Source organism: Streptomyces sp. NBC_00019, assembly GCF_045041015.1.
Taxonomy (GTDB): Bacteria; Actinomycetota; Actinomycetes; order Streptomycetales; family Streptomycetaceae; genus Streptomyces.
On sequence record NZ_CP108302.1, the window covers coordinates 907,651 to 930,155 of the forward strand.

General features: G+C 69.3%; 18 protein-coding genes and 2 pseudogenes. 3 read left to right on the forward strand and 17 right to left on the reverse strand.

The window, feature by feature from the left end; translation table 11 throughout:
• Positions 1 to 249: 249 nt before the first annotated feature.
• On the reverse strand, positions 250 to 615 hold the full coding sequence (locus OHU89_RS04475; RefSeq protein ID WP_405639992.1) for an STAS domain-containing protein: 366 nt from the start codon (positions 613 to 615) through the stop codon (positions 250 to 252).
• 207 nt (positions 616 to 822) lie between these two features.
• Between OHU89_RS04475 and OHU89_RS04480 the strand changes: the two genes are divergently transcribed.
• Both OHU89_RS04480 and OHU89_RS04485 read left to right on the forward strand, forming a co-directional pair.
• Complete coding sequence (locus tag OHU89_RS04480; protein WP_405639994.1) at positions 823 to 1,257, forward strand: ATP-binding protein; 435 nt, start codon at positions 823 to 825, stop codon at positions 1,255 to 1,257.
• Positions 1,258 to 1,316: 59 nt separating this feature from the next.
• Complete coding sequence (locus OHU89_RS04485; protein WP_405639996.1) at positions 1,317 to 1,967, forward strand: uridine kinase; 651 nt, start codon at positions 1,317 to 1,319, stop codon at positions 1,965 to 1,967.
• A 16-nt stretch (positions 1,968 to 1,983) separates the two neighbouring features.
• Here OHU89_RS04485 and OHU89_RS04490 read toward each other — a convergent pair whose 3' ends face one another.
• From OHU89_RS04490 to OHU89_RS04565, 16 genes and pseudogenes are all read right to left on the reverse strand, one after another.
• Positions 1,984 to 2,949, reverse strand: coding sequence for a YihY/virulence factor BrkB family protein (locus OHU89_RS04490; RefSeq protein ID WP_405639998.1), 966 nt, complete (start codon positions 2,947 to 2,949; stop codon positions 1,984 to 1,986).
• Positions 2,950 to 3,107: 158 nt separating this feature from the next.
• A complete protein-coding gene (locus OHU89_RS04495; RefSeq protein WP_405640000.1) occupies positions 3,108 to 3,527 on the reverse strand; it encodes a hypothetical protein in 420 nt (139 codons plus the stop codon).
• 174 nt (positions 3,528 to 3,701) lie between these two features.
• A complete protein-coding gene (locus tag OHU89_RS04500) occupies positions 3,702 to 3,851 on the reverse strand; it encodes a hypothetical protein (RefSeq protein WP_405640002.1) in 150 nt (49 codons plus the stop codon).
• A gap of 438 nt (positions 3,852 to 4,289) precedes the next feature.
• Positions 4,290 to 5,420, reverse strand: coding sequence for an FAD-dependent monooxygenase (locus OHU89_RS04505; protein WP_405640004.1), 1,131 nt, complete (start codon positions 5,418 to 5,420; stop codon positions 4,290 to 4,292).
• A gap of 293 nt (positions 5,421 to 5,713) precedes the next feature.
• Entirely contained in the window at positions 5,714 to 6,544 is an 831-nt protein-coding gene (locus tag OHU89_RS04510) for a hypothetical protein (RefSeq protein ID WP_405640006.1), read from the reverse strand.
• 658 nt (positions 6,545 to 7,202) lie between these two features.
• On the reverse strand, positions 7,203 to 8,708 hold the full coding sequence (locus OHU89_RS04515) for a sensor histidine kinase (RefSeq protein WP_405640008.1): 1,506 nt from the start codon (positions 8,706 to 8,708) through the stop codon (positions 7,203 to 7,205).
• A 29-nt stretch (positions 8,709 to 8,737) separates the two neighbouring features.
• Entirely contained in the window at positions 8,738 to 9,481 is a 744-nt protein-coding gene (locus tag OHU89_RS04520) for a response regulator transcription factor (RefSeq protein WP_405640010.1), read from the reverse strand.
• Between the two features lie 50 nt (positions 9,482 to 9,531).
• Positions 9,532 to 11,754 carry a glycosyltransferase family 39 protein gene (locus OHU89_RS04525; RefSeq protein WP_405640012.1) on the reverse strand — a complete coding sequence of 741 codons (2,223 nt, stop codon included), beginning with the start codon at positions 11,752 to 11,754 and terminating at the stop codon, positions 9,532 to 9,534.
• Between the two features lie 17 nt (positions 11,755 to 11,771).
• Positions 11,772 to 13,061 carry a glycosyltransferase gene (locus OHU89_RS04530; RefSeq protein WP_405640014.1) on the reverse strand — a complete coding sequence of 430 codons (1,290 nt, stop codon included), beginning with the start codon at positions 13,059 to 13,061 and terminating at the stop codon, positions 11,772 to 11,774.
• Between the two features lie 153 nt (positions 13,062 to 13,214).
• Complete coding sequence (locus tag OHU89_RS04535; protein WP_405640016.1) at positions 13,215 to 14,042, reverse strand: fumarylacetoacetate hydrolase family protein; 828 nt, start codon at positions 14,040 to 14,042, stop codon at positions 13,215 to 13,217.
• Between the two features lie 46 nt (positions 14,043 to 14,088).
• Entirely contained in the window at positions 14,089 to 15,696 is a 1,608-nt protein-coding gene (locus OHU89_RS04540; protein ID WP_405640018.1) for a sensor histidine kinase, read from the reverse strand.
• Positions 15,693 to 16,439 carry a response regulator transcription factor gene (locus tag OHU89_RS04545; RefSeq protein WP_405640020.1) on the reverse strand — a complete coding sequence of 249 codons (747 nt, stop codon included), beginning with the start codon at positions 16,437 to 16,439 and terminating at the stop codon, positions 15,693 to 15,695. The genes OHU89_RS04540 and OHU89_RS04545 overlap by 4 nt, the downstream gene beginning before the upstream one ends.
• 92 nt (positions 16,440 to 16,531) lie before the next feature.
• Positions 16,532 to 18,319 (reverse strand): CotH kinase family protein, encoded by a 1,788-nt coding sequence (locus OHU89_RS04550; RefSeq protein WP_405640022.1) that lies wholly within the window; start codon positions 18,317 to 18,319, stop codon positions 16,532 to 16,534.
• Positions 18,319 to 18,996: a DUF4956 domain-containing protein gene (locus OHU89_RS04555; protein ID WP_266897419.1), complete on the reverse strand. Its 678-nt coding sequence runs from the start codon at positions 18,994 to 18,996 to the stop codon at positions 18,319 to 18,321. Before OHU89_RS04555 ends, OHU89_RS04550 begins: the two co-directional genes overlap by 1 nt.
• The gene (locus OHU89_RS04560) at positions 18,993 to 19,916 is read right to left on the reverse strand and encodes a polyphosphate polymerase domain-containing protein (protein ID WP_405640024.1); all 924 of its coding nucleotides are present in this window, start codon (positions 19,914 to 19,916) and stop codon (positions 18,993 to 18,995) included. The genes OHU89_RS04555 and OHU89_RS04560 overlap by 4 nt, the downstream gene beginning before the upstream one ends.
• A gap of 203 nt (positions 19,917 to 20,119) precedes the next feature.
• Positions 20,120 to 21,586 (reverse strand): annotated as a pseudogene (locus OHU89_RS04565) (glycoside hydrolase family 6 protein); the annotation flags it as partial.
• 664 nt (positions 21,587 to 22,250) lie between these two features.
• Here OHU89_RS04565 and OHU89_RS04570 point away from each other — a divergent pair.
• Positions 22,251 to 22,499: pseudogene (locus OHU89_RS04570) on the forward strand (glycoside hydrolase family 48 protein); the annotation flags it as partial.
• Between the last annotated feature and the right edge of the window lie 6 nt (positions 22,500 to 22,505).

Here is a 22,505-nt window from a genome sequence, read left to right on the forward strand (position 1 = left end):
CCGCTCCCCAAGAGCCCTCACCCCGAGGACTCGGAACCGCGCCAGGCCGTGAAGGGCCCTGCCCATCGCCCGCGTTTCCGGTGTTCACGGAGTGCGCACGATATGGAAATGCGGTGAAGGCTAACGCAGTTGTCGGGCGACAACCAAAGCCTGGCGCAAGCCACCCGCTTGCTCGAAAAAGGCCGTACGGAAGTGGCATGACCGAGCTGTCCAGGGGCACTCGGCAGAGTTCGACGCCGACAACGGCGGTCATTGCGCGAGGGCATCCCGGACAGTCGGATAACAGGCGACGAGGGTGTCGAGCCCCACGAGCTGCACCGTGCGCAGCACGGCGCCCCGCACTCCCACGAGCCGTAGCCATCCCTGCACGGCCTGCGTGGCCTGATACGTGGCGACCAGGGCGTTGACCCCGCTGGAGTCCATGAACGTCACCCGGCTCAGATCGACGACGACCCGCTGCCCGGCGGCCGCGTCCGCCGCGGGCACGACCCGGGTGAGCGCCGTCACGCTCTGGTAGTCCACTTCGCCGTAGAGGCTGAGGACGGTGACGCCCTCGACGTCGGACCGGACCACGGACAGCCGGCCGTGACCCACTGCTTCCTGGTTGTCTGCCACTCGTATCCTCTGCACGCTCGGGGGCTGAGCCACGTCTCCGTTTTTGCCAACGTTGCCCCGCTCCCCCGCCCGCGATGCGCGCAGATCAGCCATTCATAGACTCGCGACACAGGAGTGATACCGGATTTACCGGGTATTCGCGCGCTCATGAACGGGGTATTGCAGATCGTCGGCAGGGAACCTGTCCCGCGCGAGGAGTGTTCCCGGATGCCGGATGACGCACCTGCCGAGATGACCGTGGCCCTGGACGGGGCCGTCGGCTGTATCGCCGACGCGAGGACCAGTGCGGCCGAGTTCCTGACACGGGCCCAGCGCGACCATGGCCTACCGGTGTCGGCACGCACCATGGACCTGGCGCAGCTGGTGGTGAGCGAGCTGGTCACGAACTCGCTCAAATACGCGCCCGGGCCGGTCATGCTGCAGTTGCGCATCACCGGCGACTCGGTGGAGATCACCGTGTGGGACACCGACCCGACCCTCCCGACGGCCCGGAGCGCCGACGCCGGACGGGTGGGCCAGCACGGTCTGGAGATCGTGATGGCCGTGGTCCAGGGCTTCGAGGCGCACCGCGAGCCCGTCGGCAAGCGGATCACCGGTCGGCTCGCGCTGCTCGACGATCCGCTGCGCGAGTTCGACGGCTGAAACGGCTCTCACACCCACAACAGACGGACGCGCTCCTCACCCCCGGAGGCAGGTCGCCAATGCGTCTGCATCCAGGCGAGACCGAGGCCGTCGGCTGGCGGGTGGTGCCCCTGCTCGACGCCGTCGGGCAGCTGCGCGACGCATCACCCGCCGTCACCGGACGTCCGCGGGTGATCGCGATCGACGGCCGGGGCGGCGCCGGCAAGACGACCCTGGCCGAGCGGCTGCGCAGGGGCGAACCCGAATCCGCCGTCGTACACACGGACGACATCGCCTGGAACCACGCCTGCTTCGACTGGGGCGCCGTACTCGTCGAGAACATCCTGCAGCCCTTGCACCGGGGGGAGTCTGTGGACTTCCGCCCTGATGCCTGGGTCGCCCACGGCCGACCCGGATCGATCACCGTCCCCGCCGGTGCGGACTTCATCTGGGTCGAGGGCACCGGCATCATCCGCGAAGAGCTGGCGCCATGGTTGGACGCCTCGGTGTGGATGCAGGGTGACCTCGATGAGCAGAGGCGTCTGTTGGCCATCCGCGACGGCGACTCCCCCGTGCAGCGGGAACATGTGGCGGCCTGGCTGCTGGAGGAACTGCCGTTCCTGTTGTGCGAACAGCCCTGGGCCCGAGCCACCTTGATCGTCGGCGGCCCGCCACGGCTGGACCACGACCCGGGCACCGAACTGGTCGTAGCCCCGCCGGCCAGGCCCTAGGACGGCGACAATTCCTTCACGGCCCTGGTCCGGGGTCCGGATGGACGGCCGATTCGATACCCGCGCGGGCCGCTTCCAGCTGGGCGGCGAACGCGATGCCCAGAAAGAGCGCAACAGCGGTGAGGTTGGCCCACAGCAGCAGGGCGATGAACGCGGTGAGCGGACCGTACACCGCTCCGAAGGCACCGCTTCCTTCGACATACAGGGCGAGCAGCCAGGTGGCCGACACCCACAGCAGGAGGTGCACGGCCGACCCGAACGCCAGCCAGGTGTAGCCGGGTTGGCGCCGGCGCGGCGACCAGCGGAAGATCACGGCGGAGGCGACCCAAGCCAGTACGAGCCCCACGGGGATGCAGAGCACACCCCACCAGTAGGCCCCGTTCCCCTCCCAGCCAGCGGTGTCCGCCACCGCGTCGCCCACCGCCCGGCCGGTGACCAGTACGACGAAACCCAGCATCAGGGGCAGGCCGGCGGCGAACGCGAGAGCGATCGCCCGCGCGTACTTGTGCAGGAAGGGGCGGTCCCGCTCGATGCCGTAGATACGGTTCGCGCCACGCTCGATCTGGCCCATGGCCGAGGCGAGGTTCAACAACGCGAAGCCCGTGCCGAGCCACAGGGCGAGGGTGCTCCAGACGTCGCCGTGCGCGGTGCGCCGTGCCCCGTCGATGGCGTCCTCGACGATCTCGGCACTGGCACCGGGCACGATCCGCCCGAGCGTGAGCTCGATGACCCGGCCCAGGCTCTCCGTGTGCACCGTCGTGGCCAGCCCGACCAGCGCCACGGTGCACGGAACCAGCCCGAGCACCACCTGAAAGGCGAGGGCCCGCGCGTTGCTGAAGCCGTCGGCGTAGCGGAACCGGGCGATGGAGTCCGTCAGCAGCCGCAGGCTCCCGTAGTGACGCAGGGCGGTGAACGCCTCGTCCCCGGAGAGCTCCTCCCCGATCATGTCCCGGGTCTGCGGGACATGGACAGCGGTACCCATGGCGTGGACGCTCCTCGTCGTACGGCGGCTCTGTGCCCCAGCGCACCGTAGCCCCTCGCTCCCACCTCGCACGCGCGGGGCCCGAGTACCGGACCGGACCGCCGCGGGCAGGGGACGGTGGGGCGGGATCGCGGTGATGGCGGCTGGGCCTCAGCCACTCATGCGGCGCTTCCCTCTTCGCGTCCCGCCCTCGCCGGAGTGTGGGCCAGCGTCACCCGACAGGTGGTCTTCGACGGATCGGTGACGGGTTCGCCCCATGCGATACGCCCGCCCGAGCGCAGTTCCTCGCACACGTCGGTCGGCAGAGCGACGTAGCAACCGCCCCTGCCGGTGGCGGAGTCGACGGGGCGCCAGTAGCCGTAACGGATCCGTCCGCCCGCGTGGACGGTGACGAAGACGGGCGTGCGGGAGTCGGACACGATACGCAGCACGTCGGCCGCGAGGGCGTCGGGTGGCGTCGTGGATCTGGGCGGGTGCAGAAGGGAGGCTGCCCTCAGGCGGGTGAAGTCCGGACGTGCCGTCCGTCCGGCAGGGTCGCTTTCGCTGCGGTGCGGGGCGTGGGAGGGGGTCGGGGGCATCGGTGCAGCCTTTCCAGGGCGGAGGAACGGACACCGTTCGCCTCGTTCAGGTCCAATGTTGATCTTGCTGGTCCGCATTCTGGCGCCTGCCACTGACAGTGCGGCCCTGCGGCCCGATGGCCGGCGACGTACCGCCCTCGGAGGCTCGCTCGCCCCGGGCCCCGTACCGTCGGTTCAGTGGCGCCGTCCCCGCAGCCTGTCGAGCAGCCGCTGAGCCTGGGCTCGGCGGCGTGGATCGGCAGAGGCACGCCGCACCTGCTCCGCGGCACGTCGTCCCTGCGGGCTCCTGCTGAACTGCTTGATCTTGGCCAAGATGCCTGGCACGGCTGTCCTCCTCGGACGGTCAGTGACAACTCCCCTCAGTGACAAGGAGTTCGTACGGACGCGGTTACCCCGACCCGGCCCCCTCACCCCTGCCGCCGAGGGACAGGACCGGATCTCCCCCGCGAGCGAGTGGTCGCGGGCATGGCGCGGGACGCCCAGGACATCATCCGCTTCGACGCGGGCGCAGTCGGCTCGGTCGCCCCGCTGACCGTGCCATTCCTTCTACGGATCGCCGTCGACGCATCACCGCGCCGGCTGCCCCGAGTTCGTAACCAAGGAACGGTAGTAGCCGCCTCGAACTCCTCGGGTCGTTCGTGTCCCGGCGTCGCGGAACTGGGCGATGAGGACCCGGACGAAGCCGGGCTGGAGGGAGGTGGACAGCCGGGCGTGCTCCGCGGCGTCCGGCGAAGATTCCATCGCCGTGAACGCGCCGCGAGGTCATGGCTGAACGGGCGGCGAAGCCGGTGCCGAACAGACGCCCCTCGGGAGCGCGGTCACAGCGCCTGGCTCAGTCGGGCACAGGTTGGCCGCGTCCCGGACACTCGAGTTGAGCCCCTGTCCGGCGAAGGGCGGCATCATGTGCGCCGCGTCGCCGAGCAGGAAGCAGCGGCCGTCGCGCAGCCGCTCGGCCAGCAGGGCGTGGAAGGTGTAGGCGACCGAGCGCTCGACCTGTTCCGGGGTGATGTCCCGATGCGGGCGCAGCAAGTCCCGTACCAGGCCGAAGGGCACCGCGCCGCCGGGGGCGCACTCGCCCTGGCCCAACCGGAACTCGTATCGGCACCGCCCCGCACGCCCGGGCACGATGACGAGGGGCCGGTCAGGATCGCCGACGTGCATGCCGTAACCCTCGTCGTGCGGATCCTTGAGCGTGTCCACGACGAGCCAGACGTCGTCGGGACAGCTGCGTCCGCGCATCGGGACGGACAGTTGCTCCCGCACGGTACTGCGGCCTCCGTCGCACCCCAGGACGTAGGCGGCCTCGATCTGCTGCGTCACTGCGTCACCGTCCTCGTCGGCGGATGCCAGGGTGGCCCACACGCGGTCGGGATACTGGCTCAGTTCCACGAGGCGGGTCCCGAAGCGAATGTCGACGTGCGGGAAGCGGTCGAGAGCGGAGCGCAGGACGCGCTCGAGATCGGGCTGGGCGAACGGATTCTTGAACGGGTGCCCGTATCGCCGCTTTCCGGTGCCGCGGGCATGGACGAGCGGTCGACCGCCGACTCCGTAGTACCTGGCACCCGTCCCCGGCACGATGATCGGGTAGGCGGCTTCGTCCAGGTCGGCCAGTTGCAGTGTGCGCAGCGACTCGTCGTCCAGGCTGATCGCCTTCGCGTCGTCGCTCGTGGTCGCGTGACGCTCGACGACCAGGACGCGCACCCCGAGCGCGCCCAGGAGATTGGCCGCGGTCAGCCCGACCGGTCCCGCGCCGACGACGAGCACCAGTGGCGTCGCGCCGGAGGACGCCGGGGGCGGTATGGCCGTGGAGGGACCCTTCGGAAGTGTGGGCTGGACGTGCAGTCGTTCCGCCTGGGAGGACCTGCCAGGTCCTGGTCGAAGGGAGTCAGGCATCTTCGCCAGGTCCGACCCAGAATCCGGCGGCCCAGACCAGCAGTACTCGCCTTGTCTCCTTTATCAGGACCGCTGCAGTGTTTATCGAGACAGTAGGTCGAGGTTCCGCCTCTCGACAACCCCTGATCTCAGCGCGACAGGTGGCGGCACAACGCGCAACGAGGGCCGTCGACAGAACCCACCGTCAGCGCCGCCCCGCCTCGGACGAAAAAGACGGCTCCGCCCCGGTGACGCATGTCGGGGCGGAGCCATCAGGGCGCGCTATGCCAAGAAGGCGACTCTCACATTCCTCGTCACGAGCGGCGCGCGCGGCCCGCCATGAACACCGCCCCGGCTCCGATGGCGACCACCAGAGCCGCACCTCCCGCGATCAGACCGACGGGCGCGCTGGAACCGGTCTCGGCCAGTGGCGGCGTGCTGTCGCTGGGCGTCGGCTGCGGGGTGGCGGGCGGCGTCGACTCCAGCGGAGGGACGTCAGGTGTCGTGGGAGGCGTCGAAGACGGGTTGGGGGTGGTCGGCGGGGCGGTCGTGCCGGTGGGCGGAGTGCTGTCCGCGGGGGTCGTGGGAGTGCTCGGCGTCGTCGGCTCCGACGGGGACGGGCTGGGGGTGTCGGGCGTGCTGGGTGTGCACGCCTTCTCACCTCCGTTCCACGCCGCTATCAGGTGATAGGGGGTGACGACGCCGTCCGGCTCGTAGGGTGCCGGCCCGTGCCCTTCACCCGTACCGCCGTCGTAGGTGACGTCGTCGCCGTACAGGTCGATCTGGCCGTAGCAGTCGGGCGCCTTCACGCTCAGCTTCTGCCAGGACTGCTTGGTGTCGTCCGTGCCCGCGATGTCGGCGGCAGTGAGGTAGACAGTGGCTTTGTCGACCAGCGTCTGACGACCGGAGGCGTACCAGTCGGGCCCTTCGGTGGTGTATTCGGCGAGGGAGACGGGGTACTTGCAGCCGTCACCGACGGTCTGGCCGGGAGCGAGTCGGACCTCGACGGTTCCGGGGGCGGTCTTCCAGAGGTAGAGCCCGCCCTGGGAGGTCCAGTCGGCACCGACGACGTTCCCGTCGGCGCCAACGATGCGGTACTGCACCGTGGCGGACTCACACCCGCCGGAGGGTGTTGCGCTGGCCACGCCGGCTCCGAAAACCGGGATGGCGGCAAAAACGGTTACTGCGAGCGCGGGCAGACTTCTGAGATGTTGCGAACGCGACAAGGTGAGCCTCTGCGGAGATGAAGGTGTGGGAGGTGGCAGTGTGCGAGCGGTGGGCGTACGCCGGGGGGGACGTTCGAAGGCGTGCGCGATCAGACCGCTCGCGTCACTTCGCTCGCTGCAGACGCAGCGAAGCGAGCTGCATTCTTGCGACCTTTCACAACTCCCGTCAATCCTTCACCAGTTCGCCACGATCTTCCTTGCGCACAAGGAGTCCATATCGCCACAGTGCACCCGTGATGCGCTACGCCTCTCCAGTGGTTCCGGTCCACCGAGGCGTTCGACGTCGTACTGCACCTCGAAGTAGAGCCCTTCCGCCGAACGCAAGCGGTCAGACCCGTCGGACGAACTGCTCACCGCCCGTGCCGCCGTGGCACTTTCGACGGCCTGGGTATCGCGCTCGCGGTGATCGTCCAGGGCTGCTCCGCCGGCTTCCTGGCCCAACTCGCCACCACCGTGGCCGCGTCGGCCGTCACACCGGCCACCGACCAGGCCTTTTCGCACCCCGCCGCGGAACGGACCGGCCGCTATGACGCTCCCCTGCTGCACCGGCGGTTGGTCATCCTCCGGGTGCGCGGGATCAGCGGGGTTCCTGGCCGGAGTCGGCTGCGGGCAGGACCAGGCGGAAGGTGCAGCCGCGGCCTGGGGTCGTGTCGAGTTCGAGGCGGCCGCCGTGGCCCTCGGCGATGGTCGCGGCGATGGCGAGGCCGAGGCCGCTGCCGCCGTGGAGGCGGGAGCGGGCGGAGTCGGCGCGGTAGAAGCGCTCGAAGACGAGCTCGGCGTCGACGGGTTCGAGGCCCGGTCCATCGTCCGCCACCTCGATCACGCTGATCGGGAGGCGCTTCGGGAGGGCCGGTGAGGCGCTGGTGCGCCCGGGTCTGTCGGTGCCGCCGGCTTCGGGCCCCGCCTCGGTCCCGCCGACGCGGACGTGGACCCGGGTGCCCTCCGGGGTGTGGATACGGGCATTGGAGAGGAGGTTCTCAAGGATCTGGCGCAGCCGGTTCGGGTCACCGACGGTCTCCGCGACGTCGAGCTTCTGGGCCCCGGTGGGATCGGCCGGGGTGTGCAACGGGCCGAGGTCGACGGGGTGGGACGCGCTGCGGACGGCTGCCGCGCTGACGGCGTCGGCCGCGAGGGACAGCAGGTCGACCCGTTCCCTCAGGTAGGAGGGCTCCTTGTCCAGGGTGGCCAGCAGCTGAAGGTCGTCGACGAGCAGGCTCATGCGCTCCGCGTTCTGCACGATGAAGCGGTTGGCGTCGTGCAGTTCCCGCGCCGAGCGTTGCTCCGGGCGCAGGGCGAGTTGGGCGTAGCCCTGGATGGCGGTGAGGGGGGTGCGCAGTTCGTGTCCCGCGTCGGCGACGAACCGGCGCAGCCGGGCCTCGGAGGCCTCACGGGCCAGCAGCGCCCTCTGGAGGCGGTCGAGCATGGAGTTCAGGACCCGGCCGAGCCGTCCGATCTCGGTGCGCGGATCGGTGTCGGGCAGGCGCAGGTTGAGCCGGCCCGCGGTGATGTCCTGGGCGGTGCTTTCCATTCTGGTCAGGGGCAACAGACCCAGCCGGACCACCCACCGGCCCAGCGCGAGCAGCGCGATGATCGTGACGGCCAGCAGGACCGCGCTCAGCCACAGGATCTTCGAGGTGGCGCCGTCGGCGGTGTCGAGCGGCAGTGTGACCACCGCGGTCATGCCGTCCGGGCCGGGATTGAGCATCACTCGCCAGCGGCCGTCACCGCTCACGGCGGGCACGGTCTCCGGATGCCCGTCCCGCAGGCCGAGGCCCTGGACGTCATCGGCCAGCTGAGGTCCTGGCTTCGCCTCGGAGCCGAGGGAGTCGTTCAGAAGGTGCCCGGAGGCGTCGTAGAAGTAGATGTGGAAATCCGAGGGCAGCATGTCCGGGCGTTCCCCGGGCGCCGGGAGTGTTCCGGCGAGGGCGTCGTAGAAGGCCGGTGCCGGGGGGTGGAACTCGACGAGCTGCTCGTCGACGCGGTCCAGGAGCCAGGATCGCAGCACCACGTAGCCGATGGTCTGGGAGGCCAGGACGGCCGCGGTGGCGAGGACGGTGACGCCGAGGACGAGGCGTCGTCTCAAGGATCCGGGCGGCCGGGTCAGGAGGTGGATCACTGCTCCGGCGCCCCTCCGTGGTCGCGGGGAAGACGGAGGCTGTAGCCGACCCCGCGCACGGTCTGGATGAGCGGCGGATCGAAGCGGTCGATCTTCTTGCGCAGGTAGCGGACGTACGTCTCGATGATCCGGACGTCGCCCGCGAAGTCGTAGCTCCAGACGTGGTCGAGAATCTGGATCTTGCTCACCACCTGCCCGGCGTTCGCCAGGAGATAGGCCAGGAGCTTGAATTCGGTGGGTGACAGCGCGATGTACTCCCCCGCGCGATGCACCTCGTGGGCGCCCTCGTCGAGTTCCAGGTCGGCGTAGCTCAGGACGCTCGGCAACACCTGCCCCGTGATGGCCGGCGCCGTGCGGCGCAGGATGGCCTCGATGCGCAGCAGCACCTCCTCGATGTCGAACGGTTTGGAGACATAGTCGTCCCCGCCGACACGCAGTCCGCTGATGCGGTCGTCGGTGCCGGTGCGGGCGGTCAGGAACAGGATCGGACACTCGTTGCCTGCCGCCCGCAGTCTGCGGGTCACTTCGAAGCCGTCCAGGTCGGGCAGCATCACGTCGAGCAGCACCAGGTGCGGTTCCAGGCGTTCGACCTCCAGGAGGGCCGACTGTCCGGTGTCGGTGCTGCTCACCTCGTATCCGGTCAGGCGAAGCGTCGCCTCCAGCAGGGTGCGGATGCTGGGCTCGTCCTCGACCACGAGGAGCCGGTATCCGGGCGTCGCCGCTGCGGGCTGCTCGGTCATGACGTCTGCTGATCCGTTCTGCCGTGTGGCGGCGCTTGCTCCGGCCCGGGTTACTTGGCGGCACAGTCGTAGAGCACGTCGCCTCCCATGAGTCCCGTCGCACCGTCGTCGTCCGCCTGGGAAGAGGTGCCGCCGTACGACGACTCCGGAACCTTCGTGCAGTTGTCGGCGATCCAGTCGGAGCGCTGCTCGGCGTATCCGCCTGACATCCCCGGCCGGCCGCCACCGCTGGTGTCGGAACCCAGGATGTAGCGTAGTTCGCCGTTCTTGGTCCACTCCTTCAACTGGGCCACCGACGGCGCGTTGTCGCTGTTCGTGAAGCCGCCCATGCCGATGACGGTCTCGTCGGTGCCCAGGATGAAGCCGCTGGCGGACAGAGCACCGCCCTCGACGGCGAGCTTGATGCGTGCGTCGGGTGCGTGCTCGACGGCGTACTTGAGGATCTTGCGCTGGTCGGCGGTGAGTTCCCCGCTGCCGAGACCGCCGCGCCCGCCCGGGGCACTTCCCGAGCCGGCACCGGGCATGCCGTTCGCTCCTCCCGTGGGCAGGCCGGAAGGCATCCCTGAAGGCATTCCGGAAGGCATTCCGGAAGGCATCCCGCCGGACGAGGGTTCATCGGGTCGGCCCGATGACCCGTCGGCGCCGGGGAGTCCCGGCATGTTCGACGGCATCCCGGACGGCATGCCCGACGGAACGCCTCCGCCGTTCCCGCTCTGCCGCGGCATGCCGCCACCTCCGCCGAAACCGAGCGTCTGCGGACCGGCCGTCGGGTTGGAGCCGCCCATGCTGGTCGAGCCGGGCACGCTCACCGCCCAGGCACCCGGGGCCACCAGAACCGACGCCACCGCCGCACCCACGGCAGCCGCCAGCAGCCGGCCGCGCCGTCGGGAGAGCACCAGCAGGACGACCGCGGCACAGCCCACGAGCAGCACCGGCCACACCAGCCAGCCGTTCCAGTCGGGCTCACGGCGGATCAGCACCACCGCCCAGACCACGCTCACCGCGACGCCCGCCACGCCGGCCAGGGGCGCCCAGCGCAGACCCGCACGGTGCACGCGGACCAGGGCGGCCGTCAGCCCGCCGCACAGCGCGCCGATGGCGGGCGCGAGTTGAGTGGTGTAGTAGGGGTGGAAGATGCCCTTCTGCGACGAATACACGGCGGCACAGACCACCAGCCAGGTTCCCCACAACAGCCAGCCGGAGGCCGGCAGCAGCGCCGAGGCGGGCAGCTTCCCGCGTCGGTGCAGTACTCCCATGGCAACGGCGACGACCATGGCCACGGCGCACAGCGGCAGCAGCCAGCTGATCTGACCGCCCACCTGCGTGTCGAACATCCGGGTCAGGCCGTACTCACCGCCGAACCCGCCGGCGAACCCGCCTCCGCCGCCCATGCCCTGAGGTGCTCCGTCACTGGAGCCGAAGACCCGCCCCAGTCCGTTGTAGCCGATCACGAGGTCCCAGGCCGAGCCGTCCTCGCTGCCTCCGATGTAGGGGCGGTCGCCCGGCCACAGGGCGACCATGGCGACCCACCACAAGGAGGACGCCGCCAGGATGGCTCCCGCGCCCAGCAGACGCCGCACTCGCGGTATCCAGGCGCCGCTTCCTCCCACGAGCCAGGCGACGGCGAACGCGGGGATGACCATCCAGGCGGCGAGCATTTTGGTGAGGAATCCGCACCCGATCAGGAAGCCGCTCGCGCACAGCCACCAGGTCGCGGCCCTGCCCTCGGCCTGCAGCGCGCGCGTGAGCGCGTACGCCGCGGACACCAGCAGCAGGACCAGCAGGGTGTCGGGGTTGTTGTCCCGGTTGATGGCCACGGTGATGGGCGTGAGGGTGAGGACCAGGGCGGCGACCAGCGCCGCGCCCTCCCCCGCCCAGCGGCGCACGGTGCGGTGCAGCACCAGCACCGTGGCCACTCCTTCGAGCACCTGCGGCAGGATCAGGGCCCACCCGTGCATGCCGAAGATCTTGCTGCTGATCACCTGCGGCCACAGCGCGGCCGGCGGCTTGTCGACCGTGACCACGCCGGCCGGGTCGAAGGAGCCGAAGAGGAAGTCGGTCCAGCTCTGCCCCATCGACTTCACGGCCGCCGAGTAGTAGCTGTTGCCCCAGCCCAGGGAGCCCAGTGCCCATCCGTACAGGACTGCCGAGAGCACCAGGACGGCTCCGAGTGCAGCGGGTGCCGCCCAGGTGGGCAGCGCGCGGGCGGACGTGTGCCTCCCGGTGTCCGCCGAAGCCGCCGGTTCGGACGTGATGTGCGCGTAGTTGCTCATGTCTGGTTTCGCTCTCGTCAGCTGGTACGGCTGCGGGGGCCGGCGAAGACGGCCAGGCGCAGGACGGCGAAGCGGACGCCGGTGACGGCGACGGACGCCACGGCGAGGACCGCGGTCTCGGCGGCCGGTGTGGCGCCGGGGTCGAGCCACTTGAACCACAGCACCGCCCCGGAGGTGACCAAGTACCCGAGGGCGAACAGGCCTCCGGCACCGAGGTGGGCACGGGCGGGCGGGGTGGTGGAGTACCGGAAGGTGAGGCGCCGGTTCGCCTCGGTGTTGAGGACGGTCAGGACGAACAGCGAGACGAGGTTGGCGACGGCAGGCGTCCACCAGCCGCGCAACAGCCAGTACAGCAGTGCCTGTCCGACCGTGGAGACGACGCCGATCGCGAGGAAGCAGCCGACCTCCCACGAGAGCACGCCGCGTCGCGTGGCGGGTGCGAGGACGGCGTCGGGGTGCTCGGCGGCCGGTGCGGGGCGAGGTCGTACGGCGACGCGGGCGCCGCCGGAGGCCTTGAGGCGCGCCATGCGCCACAGGCCCCGCAGGTCGTCGGTGGCGGTGCTCACCACATCCACCCGGGTGTCGACGTCCTCGACCCAGTCGACCGGCACCTCGTGCACGCGCAGTCCGTTGTGCTCGGCGAGCAGGAGCAGCTCGGTGTCGAAGAACCACGCGTCGTCGCGGGTCACCTTGAGCAGCGGCCGGAGCACCTCCGTGCGGGCCGCCTTGAACCCGCACTGGGCGTCGGTGAAGCGGACGCCGTGGGTGAGCCGGATGATGCCGTTGTAGCAGCGGGAGACGAACTCGCGGCGCGGCCCGCGCACCGTACGCGCGCCGGGTGCCAGCCGGGAGCCGATGGCGAGGTCGGAGTGGCCGCTGGCCAGCGGGGCGACCAACGGGAGCAGCCCGTCGAGACCGGTGGACAGGTCCACGTCCATGTACGCCACGATGTCCGCGTCGCTGGAGCCCCAGACGGTGCGCAGGGCCAGCCCGCGCCCCTTACGGTCCAGGTGGACGACGCCCACCCCGGGCAGTTCGTCGGCGAGGCGGCGGGCGGTGGCGAGGGTGTCGTCGGTGCTGGCGTTGTCGGCGACCGTGATCCGCCAGGGGAAGGGGAAACCCTCGGACAGACGTGCGTGGAGGGTGTGCAGGCACCCGGGCAGGGCGCGTTCCTCGTTGTAGACCGGCACGACGATGTCCACCGTCGCGGTACCGGCGTCCGGGAGAAGTGAGCGGTCGACGGGCTGGAACGGGGTCGGCCGCTCCATGCGGGCGGCGTTGTCGGTGAGGTGGGGGGTGGGAGTCATGGCTTCCTCAGGCATGAGGGGACGGCAGACTGCGGCTCACAGGCCCTGGTCCAGGGCCGCGGCCTCACTGTTGCCGTCCCGCCTGTGGGGGTGGGGGGAGAATACCGAGAACTGACGGGGAGTCAGATCTATGGCCGAAAGCGCTCCCACGACTCACTGTGGACTCGGCCGTATCACGGCGTTGCGGAGTTCGCCGACGCCTCTGATCACACTGGTCACCTGTGTTCTTGGCCGAGGGTGCTCCTCGCGTTCCTGGCTGGTACCCGTTCCGGTCGGCGTTCCGGTCGTGATCAGATCGCCGGGCAGCAGGGTGACGGATCTGCTGACGTGCGCGATGACGGTGGCGACGTCGAAGAGCAGTTCCGAGGTGCTCGCCTTCTGCCGGACGCGCCCGTCGACGAGACAGTTCATCGTCAGGCCGCGAGCACCGATCGGTACATCGTCGGTGGTGACCAGGGCGGGCCCCACCACGGTCGCGACAGCCGTCGACGGGATGTCCTGCGGGCCGTTGCCCACAGCGACGTCGTTGACCACGGTGTAGCCCGCGACATGCCCCAGGGCCGTTCGGGCCGTCACATCCCGGGCCCTTCGCCCGATCACCACGCCCAACTCCACGCCCCAGAACACGTCCTGCCCCTCGGCCGGCACGCGGATGTCGTCCTCGGCACCGACGACCACATGCCCGCCGTTCCGCAGGGAGAACTCCGGCGCGGCAGGGACGGGACACCCCAACTCCCGCACGCGAACCGCATGGTTGGGGCCGACGGCAACCATCTTGCCCGGCCGGACGATCAGCGGCGCATAGGAAATGTCGTCCAGCCTGTGACGCTCACCGGTATCGGCACCGGCCCGCTCCCACCAGTCGCCGCCGGACGCGATCAGCGCCCCGACATCCGGATACGGCAGCAGCACGCAGTGCTTCTTCTGCAGACGCGCGGCGGCCGTACGGTTCTGTCCCAGGCGTACGGTGCTGAGCTTCACCGGCGAGACTCCTCTTCGGTAGTGCTGAGAACGTGTCAGGCAAGGGTCATCCGCCGGCGCCTCCAGCCTGGGCGGACAGCAGCAACGGACGGGCCCGGCCTTCGAGATGCTCGGTGGATGTGCCGGTGGGCCGGTACGGCAGAAGCAGGCGGAAGGTGCAGCCGTCGCCCGGCCGGGTGTCGAGCTCCAGACGCCCGCCGTTGGCCTCCGCGGCACTGGACGCGATCGCCAGCCCCAGACCGGAACCGGCCGCGGACTGCTGAGCGGAACCGGCGCGATAGAAGCGTTCGAACACGCGCTGGGCGTCCGTTGCCGGGAGGCCGGTCCCGTCATCGGTCACCTCGATGGCACAGACAGGTGTTCCGGGGGCAAGTGGAGGATTGGCGCTGGTACGGCCCTCCCCGTCCGTGCCCTGGCCGTTCGGGCGGATACGGAGGGTGCCGACGCGCACCCTGACATGTGTCCCGGGTGGGGTGTGGACGCACGCGTTGGTGAGCAGGTTGAACAGGATCTGCGTCAGCTGATGAGGATCACCGAGGGCATCGACGACATCGAGCTCGGCTTCATGGGGATCGCCCTCGGTGTCGGTGAGGGCACCCAGGCCTATGCGGCGGTCGGGGTACTGCACGGCGACGGCGGCGATGCTGTCCGCGGCCAGGGACAGCAGGTCGACCGGCTGCCACTGCGTCGCGGGCACGTCACCCAGCTTGGCCAGCTGGGACAGACTGTCGACGAGGCGGCTCATCCGTTCCGCGTTCCGCACGATCAGCTGCTGCGCCTCATGGCGTCGTTCCGGTCTCATCTCCGGTTCCTGTACGAGGAGTTCGGCGAAGCCCTGCAAGGAGGTGAGCGGGGTGCGCAGTTCATGGCCGGCGTCCGCCAGAAAGTGACGCAGGCGCTGTTCGGATGCCTCTGCGCGGTGCAACGCGGTCCGCAGTCGGTCGAGCATGGTGTTCAGAGCTCGACTGAGGTGGCCGACCTCGGTGACCACGTGCCGGTCCGGCACGCACAGCTCCAACTCGCCGTCGGCGATGCGCCGGGCGGTGCGCTCGACCCCGACCAGCGGACGCAGGCCCAGGCGCACGACGAGGCTGCCGAAGAGGATGACACCGACGGCGACGGCCACCCCGACGGCCAGGCTGAACCACAGCATCCTGACGGTCGCGGCGTCCACCTCTTGCAGAGGCAGAGCCACCACCACCCGCGTGCCGTCCTCACCGGATCGGGCGATCACCCGCCAGGCACTGCCGCCGTCGGTCGAGGCGAGCGTGGCGGGCCGGCCGTCGTGCAGGCCGAGGGCCGACTCCGACGAGGGCAACCGCGGCCCGGCACCGCCCTCTTCACCACCCAGGGACCTGGCCAGCCGGTGTCCGTCAGTGTCGTAGAAGTACACCCGGTAGTCCGAGGGAAGGATGTCGCTGTTCCCGCCGGGCGCCCCCGCGGGCGCCCGTCCGTCAAGGATGTCCTGGCCCGCCTCGGCCACCGGCTGGAAACGGCTGAGCCGCCCGTCGACCTGGTCCGTGAGCCAGGTGTGGAGCACGACGAGCCCCGCCGCCTGGCAGAGCAGCACCGCCGAGGTGGCCAGCAGCGTGGCGCCGAGCACCAACCGTGCCCGCAGAGAGCGCGGTTGCAGTCTCCGCAGCCGCTGCCTCACAACGCCGCCGCTCCCGGTCCGGGACGGGCGGCTCGCAGACAGTAACCGACCCCCCGGATCGTCTGGATGAGCTGGGGCTCGAACCGGTCGATCTTGCGCCGCAGATTGCGTACGTACGTGTCGACGATCCGCGCGTCCCCCGCGAAGTCGTAGTGCCAGACCTCGGACAGGATCTCCTTCTTGCCCACCACCCGTTCCGGCTGCGCCAGCAGACAGACCAGCAGCCGGAACTCGGTGGGCGACAGCTGAATCGGCAGGCCCGCCCGCGACACCTCGTGCGTCTGCTCGTCCAGCACCAGATCGGCGTACCGCAAGGGCGGCCGCCTGGCCCCGCCACCCGGTGGCATGTCACTGCGCCGCAGGATGGCACGGATGCGCAGCAGCACCTCTTGTACGTGAAAAGGCTTGGTGACGTAGTCGTCCCCGCCGGCGCTGAGGCCGATGATGCGGTCCTCCACGTCGGTACGAGCCGTCAGGAACAGCACAGGTGTGTAGACACCCTCCGCACGCAGGTGCCGGGTCACCGCGAAGCCGTCGATGTCGGGGAGACCCACGTCCAGCAGGATCAGGTCCGGCTGGCGGCGGCCCGCCTCGAACATGGCCGTCCGGCCGGTGTCGGCGGTGTGCACCGCGTATCCGGCTGCGTGCAGAGCGGACGTGAGCAGGGTGCGGATGCTGGGGTCGTCCTCGACCACTAGCACGTTGTGTCTGGGCGGCGCGGGCGCCGGCGGCGCGACGGGCATGGCGTTTCCTTCACTGGTGCGGGGTCGGATTCGACCGAACGCCCCGGACGGTGTCCCTCGGGGGAAGGAACTGCCGTCCGGGGCGCCGGAAATCAGCCGGTCACCTCCTTGTTCTTGCTCAGCGCCGCGGTGCGCTCGGTGACCGTCGTGCGCAGCTTCTCGACGGCGGAGTCCAGCTCCTTCCCGTCGGCACCGGCCTTCCCCGCCTGTTCGGCGATGCTGTTCAGCGCCTTCAGGGCCTTCCCGGAGCCGTAGAACTTCTCGTACAGCTCCTTGTAGGCCTTCTTGTAGACGGGATCGAAGGCGTCCGAGTCCAGGAAGCGTTCCTTGAGGGGGTGGCCCATCATGCTGCCGAACCCGCCACCGTCTCCCTCGCCGCCCTGACCGCCTTGGCCGTCCTGACCGCCTTGGCCGTCCTGACCGCCTTGGCCGTCCTGACCGCCCGGCATGCCTGAAGGCATTCCCGACGGCATTCCCTCCGGCAGGTCTTCGGGCATCCCCGACGGCATTCCCTCCGGCATCCCGGACGGCATTCCCGAGGGTGGGTTCTGCGTCCCCTGGCCGCCTGTGGTCGCACCACCTGCGCCCTGACCGCCTTGGTCGCCCTGCCCGTCGGCAGCGCCGCCGCCACCGAGAGCGCCGCCCATGCCCATGTCGTCGTCCGGGCCCGACGCCGCGTCCCCGCTGAAGGTGAGGTTGTAGTCCCACCCGAGGACCGAGAACTTCTTGGTGTCCAGGTCGTACCACAAGAGGTAGTTCTTGCCCGGTCCGGCCATGTCGTCGAAGTTCATCAGCAGGTTCTGCGCCGCGACGTACGTGGCCAGCGACTCGACGTCCACGTGCTGGTCGAGCTCCTTCTCGAACTCCTCGTCCGATGCCTCGTCGGCCCACTTGATGAGCTTCATGACCGGCTCCAGGTCCTGGCTGCCGACCTTGTTGAGTTGTTCGAACGATTCCTCGTAGTCGGTGGGGTCGTCGCCCTTGTACTCGAAGCTGCCGCCGGCCCGCGCCTTGTACAGGACTCCGTTGCCATCACCGATGGACTCGGCGTACTCCGTGTCCGGGCTCTCGACCATCAACCGGGTGGCGGCCGGACGGTTGTTGACCTTCACCGACGTGAAGGCGTACCGCTCGCTCTTCTGGCCGGTGGTCTCCGTCAGGTTCAGCGAGAGCGCCTCGTTCACCGGTACCTGGCCGTTGCTGCCGGGACGCAGCGATATCTCACGCTCGCCCTGGTAGGCACGGCCCTCGACGTACTCGTCGGTCTTGATGAGCCAGGGCAGTTCCTCGGGCTTCTTCTCGGAGAGGTTGTACTGCGTGATCCCGCCCATGGCGCCACCGGCTCCGCCGGGACCGCCGCCGTTGTCCTGGCCGCGGTCCCGGCCCCCGGTCCCGTCGTCCTGCGACGGGACCGGGTCGCCCTGCGCGGCTCCGGCAGGCATGGTCCGGCCGCCACCGGCCATGCCCTGACCGCTGCCGCGCAGGGACATCAGGGTGGAGTTCCCTTTCAGACGGATCCCGACGTCCTCGAGATACACGCCGTCGACGGTGAGGTCGGCCTCGATGTACTCCTTGGTGCCGTCCTCCCGGAACTCCTTCATCATCTTGTCGAACTCGGTCTGGTCGTACTCGAGTTGGACGGAGTGGGACACGGACGTGTCGTACAGATCGATCGTGCCCTGTACGTCGTCCGTGATCGCGTCGGCCTCCACGACGGAGGACGAGGTGACATACGGCGATATGCGGGCGTCGCCGAAGAAATAGACCATCGTCGCCAGACCCGCGCACAGGGCCGCGGCCGGCTTCCAGTGGTGCCGCAACCGTACGGGGACACGGTCCCGCAGACGCCGCGGCCTGCGTACCGTCGCGCCGTCGCTCATCACAGGTCAGTGGTGTCGTAACCGGTCAGGACGGTCACCCGCTGGCCTGAGGTACGTTCCTGCAGCGCGTTCACCAGGTCGCTGGGTTCGGTGCCCTTCTTCATGCGCACTGTGTAGAACACCTCGGTCAGTGCCCCGCCACGGATCGTCTCCGTGCTCACCAGCTCGAACTCACTGGTGTAGCGGATGAGGACATCGCGGATGTCCGACGAGTAGTCCTCGCCGGCCGGCACCTGGACCTTGACGACCTGGCGCTGGACGTTGAGCGCGAACCAGTTGAACTTGAACATCACGATGATGACGGCGCAGATGACCACCGCGGCGACGGCGGCGAGGGTGTAGAAACGGGCGCCTGCGGCCATGCCCACGGCCATGGCCAGGAAGATGAAGCCGACGTCCCTGGTCTCCTTGACCGCGTTCCGGAACCGGACCACGGACAGTGCGCCGACCAGGGAGAACGCGCGGGCCAGGTTGGACCCGACGACCAGCATGATCAGCGCGACGATCATGCCGACGATGACGAGGGTCTGTACGTAGGACTGGCTGTAGGAGACGTTGCGGTGCGTGTACCGGTACACGTAACCGATCATCGTGCTCAGGATGAACGACAGCGCCATGGCCACGACCACGTCGGTGACGCTGAACGTACCGCTGAGTTCCTGCAGATCGAAGTTCACTGTGCTCCTGCTTTCAAGGGCGCATCGGGCGCCGACCGCTGCTGGGGCAGCGACTGTTCGGTGGGGTTGGGCGGCGGACAGTCCGCCTCGTTGACGTGGAAGACGGACCGGGGTGCCAGCCCGAACGCCTCGACGGACTGCACGTATTTGGAGACCCGGATGAGGTTGAGGTTCCGGCGTGCCGCGAGGTCCGTGATCCAGTGCGGGGTGCGCTCGTTGACCTTGATCTCCATCACCGACATGTGGGGTGGGATGGTGAACCGGTTCTCGGGCGTGGCGATGCCGAAGTGGAAGTCCCGGTCCCGGCCGCGGATACGCCGGTCGAAGGTCACCCGCAGTCCGGTGTCGGCGTCGCGGCCGACCAGGGCCTCGCGCTGGTAGCCGGTGATCGCGGTGGGCTGGAGGTTGAGCCGTACGACCAGTTCGAGCACCTCGTGGATGAAGGCACGTTCCTGGGGTGAGTGCTCCACCAGCTCACGGCCGTCGCACAGCCGGCGGGCGGTGCCGTAAGGGAGAGTGATGCGGCGTTTCTGCGTGACCCGGTTGACGCGCTGCTTGATCTCCACGCAGACCGGGGACTCGTCCGTGACGCCGTCCAGGTCCCCGTAGTGGCGGATGCGCAGCTTGCGCCGGAACTTCAGTCCCTCGATCTTCTCCCAGTAGAACCGCAGCTGCGGGGTGTCGTAGTACAGGCTCCAGACGCCGTAGCCTCCGACCGGGCTGTTCAGGTCACGGTCCATGCGCTCGGCCAGCTCGTCCCGGATCTCGGCCGCCTCCTCGACCGGCACGAGGTACTTCAGCTCGAACCGGTTGAACGCGTGCAGCCTGCTGGCCACGTGCAACGGCTGCTCCCCCGCCGGGTCCTGGTCCTCCTCCCGGCTCGGGGACTTCCGCCATGTGGTCACCGGTAGCACCACCATGCGCCTCCTTCGTCGTACGGCCCGGTCGGGCGACACCGCACACGAAACCGGCGTGACGTGAGAAGCCGCTGAGAATTGCGGGGTAATTCCAGGAGTATTTGAGGTGTCCGGAAAATGAACCGGCCGAGAACGGGATCAGCCGGGATCCGTCCCTCGGCAGGGCCGAGGGACGGATCCCGGCGATCACGCACCGCGTCAGCAGGTCATGACAGCGGCGGGTACGCGTTCTGGACCAGCTGCTGGAACTGGGCGGAGAACCAGCGTCCGGCCAGCGGCGAGTTCGGCAGCGCGCCCGTGGGGTTGTTGCCGTTGCGGGGGTTGCCGCCGTAGGTCGGGTCGCACATCCGGTCGAAGCCCTTGCCCTCGTCGTTGGGAATGGCGGCGCTGTTGCCGTCCGACTCCCCGGGCGGCTTGACCCACACATAGGCGTCTATACCGGCGGCCGGAGCCGCGGTCGGCCGTTCGCCGATGCCCGCGCCGCTCTGGTTGCACCAGTTGCCGGCGTGGATGCGCCGGTCGATACGGCTGGCGTCGACGTAGCCGTCCACGGTGGTCTGCGTTCCGGGACCGGTGGGCCGGGCGGAGCCGCCCCAGCCGTTGCGCGAGGTGTCGATCAGCATGCCGAGCCCGGAGTCGAACCCGGCCGCGACGAGCTTGTCACGCAGTGCCTGGGCGAAGGACTGCTCGTCCACGTACTGGTTCCAGTCCACCCACTTCGACTGACGTACGGTCTGACCGTTCACCGTGTCGGTGACCTTGAGATACGGCTCCTTGGTGGGGCTGTAGTTCGCGGTGTTGACGATGAAACCGGCCACGTCGTTGACGCTCGCCCCGTTGGACGTCGCGACCTTGTGGAACTGCTGGACCGCGGGACCGAGGTTGCTGTCCCAGCCGAGCCAGCCGTGGTGGGCGGCGTCGATGTAGTTGTAGACGTTGGGGATGGCACCCAGCTTGTCGAGGGCGTAGCCGACGCCCTTCTCGTAGTTGCCGTTGGCCTTCATGGTCACGCAGGCGTCGGTGGTGGTGGGTGTGCCGCCGGCGTTGGTGACCAGGTTGGGCAGCGAGTCGGGCTCGATGACCGTGGCGATCCGCAGGCCCGCGTACTTGGATTCGGACAGGATCGACGCGATGGGGTCGATGTACTGGGACTTGTACTTGTCGAGGTCGTTGGGCCCGAGCTCGCCGTTGGAGGCGAGGGCGGCACAGTCGCGGCCGGGCAGGTCGTAGATGACGACCTGGATGACGAGGTCGCCGGAGCCCTTCTGCTTCAGTGCCTCGTCGAGGTGCGCGCGCAGGCCCATGCCGCCGTTGACGCCGTTGATGGCGACGATGCGGTCGAGCCAGACGGCGGTGGGCTGGTCGGCGATCTTGCTGCCGCCCGGTTCGGCGGCGGCCTTGGCGGACCACTCGGGGTTCACGTACACCTTGGCGCCGGTGTAGGGGTTGTTGGCCTTGCCTGAGGGGGTGCCGGGGTCGGTCGGTCCTGGGTCCGTCGGTCCCGGATCAGTGGGTCCCGGGTCGGTGGGGCCGCCGCCGACGTTGCAGGCGACGCCGTCGAGCGTGAACGTGGCGGGCACGCTGTTGGTGCCGCTGGAGGAGCCGTTGAAGCCGAAACTGACCGAACCGCCGCTCGCGAGCGTGCCGTTGTAGCTCTCGTTGGCGGGTGTGACTCATGAGTGCGGGTTTCCCTCTCTCGGTGTGGACTTACGGGTGGAGGCCGCGCGAGCGGTCGCGCGGGTCGACGGCCTACGCGGAGGCAGTGCCGTCGTAGGCGGAGATCAAGGAAGGAGCAGACGAGCAGCCCTGCGCGTGCCAGGTCTGTCCGGGCAGGACGAACTCACGGTCGTCGCGCCACGTCACTCCCGGGCGACAAGGGAGTGCGATCAGGCGACTGCATCGAACTCCCCGGCAGCAAAGGGCACTTGGGCCACGCCTGGGCAAGCGTGGAGTTCCGGTGGCCCGGTGAGCCGAGCGGGTGCTTCATGCCGTACGTCTCGCTGCGGACCGCCAGGACCTCGGCGGTGCGGCAGACAGAGCGGCGCTGACTAAAAGTACTGAATGCGGGGGGTGTCTCATGAGCGAGTCCTCACAGCTTGGCGCGCCGCTACGGACGCGTCGAGTGATGGAAGCGCTCCCACTGGTGAGGAGGAAGCTAGCGCCAGCCGACGAGCTTTCATAGGGCCCTTGCGAAACTTTTCGCTCCTGTCGGCCCAGTTCGAACTTTGAACTCCCCAACATCTTGACGGCACTTGCCTCAATCCCCACGATGGGAGCGCTCCCACTGGATTCAGGCTTTGGTATCTCTCCGTGAGTCGCATGACGCAAGGAGGAACGGACTACAGCCGGTTCAACGACAGCGTCTACGTGCCGAGCGGCTGGACCGGCACGATGCCCAACGTCGAGGCCATCAACTCGTCCTCGACGTTCTCCTCGATCCGGTCCCTCTACAAGAACGACCCGGCCTGGTCGAAGATCGAGGCCTACCTCAAGGGCGGCGCCGCGCCCGTCTTCACCTATCACCGGTTCTGGGCCCAGGCGGACATCGCCCTGGCCATGGGCTCGTACGCGGAACTCCTCGAGTAGCCCCCG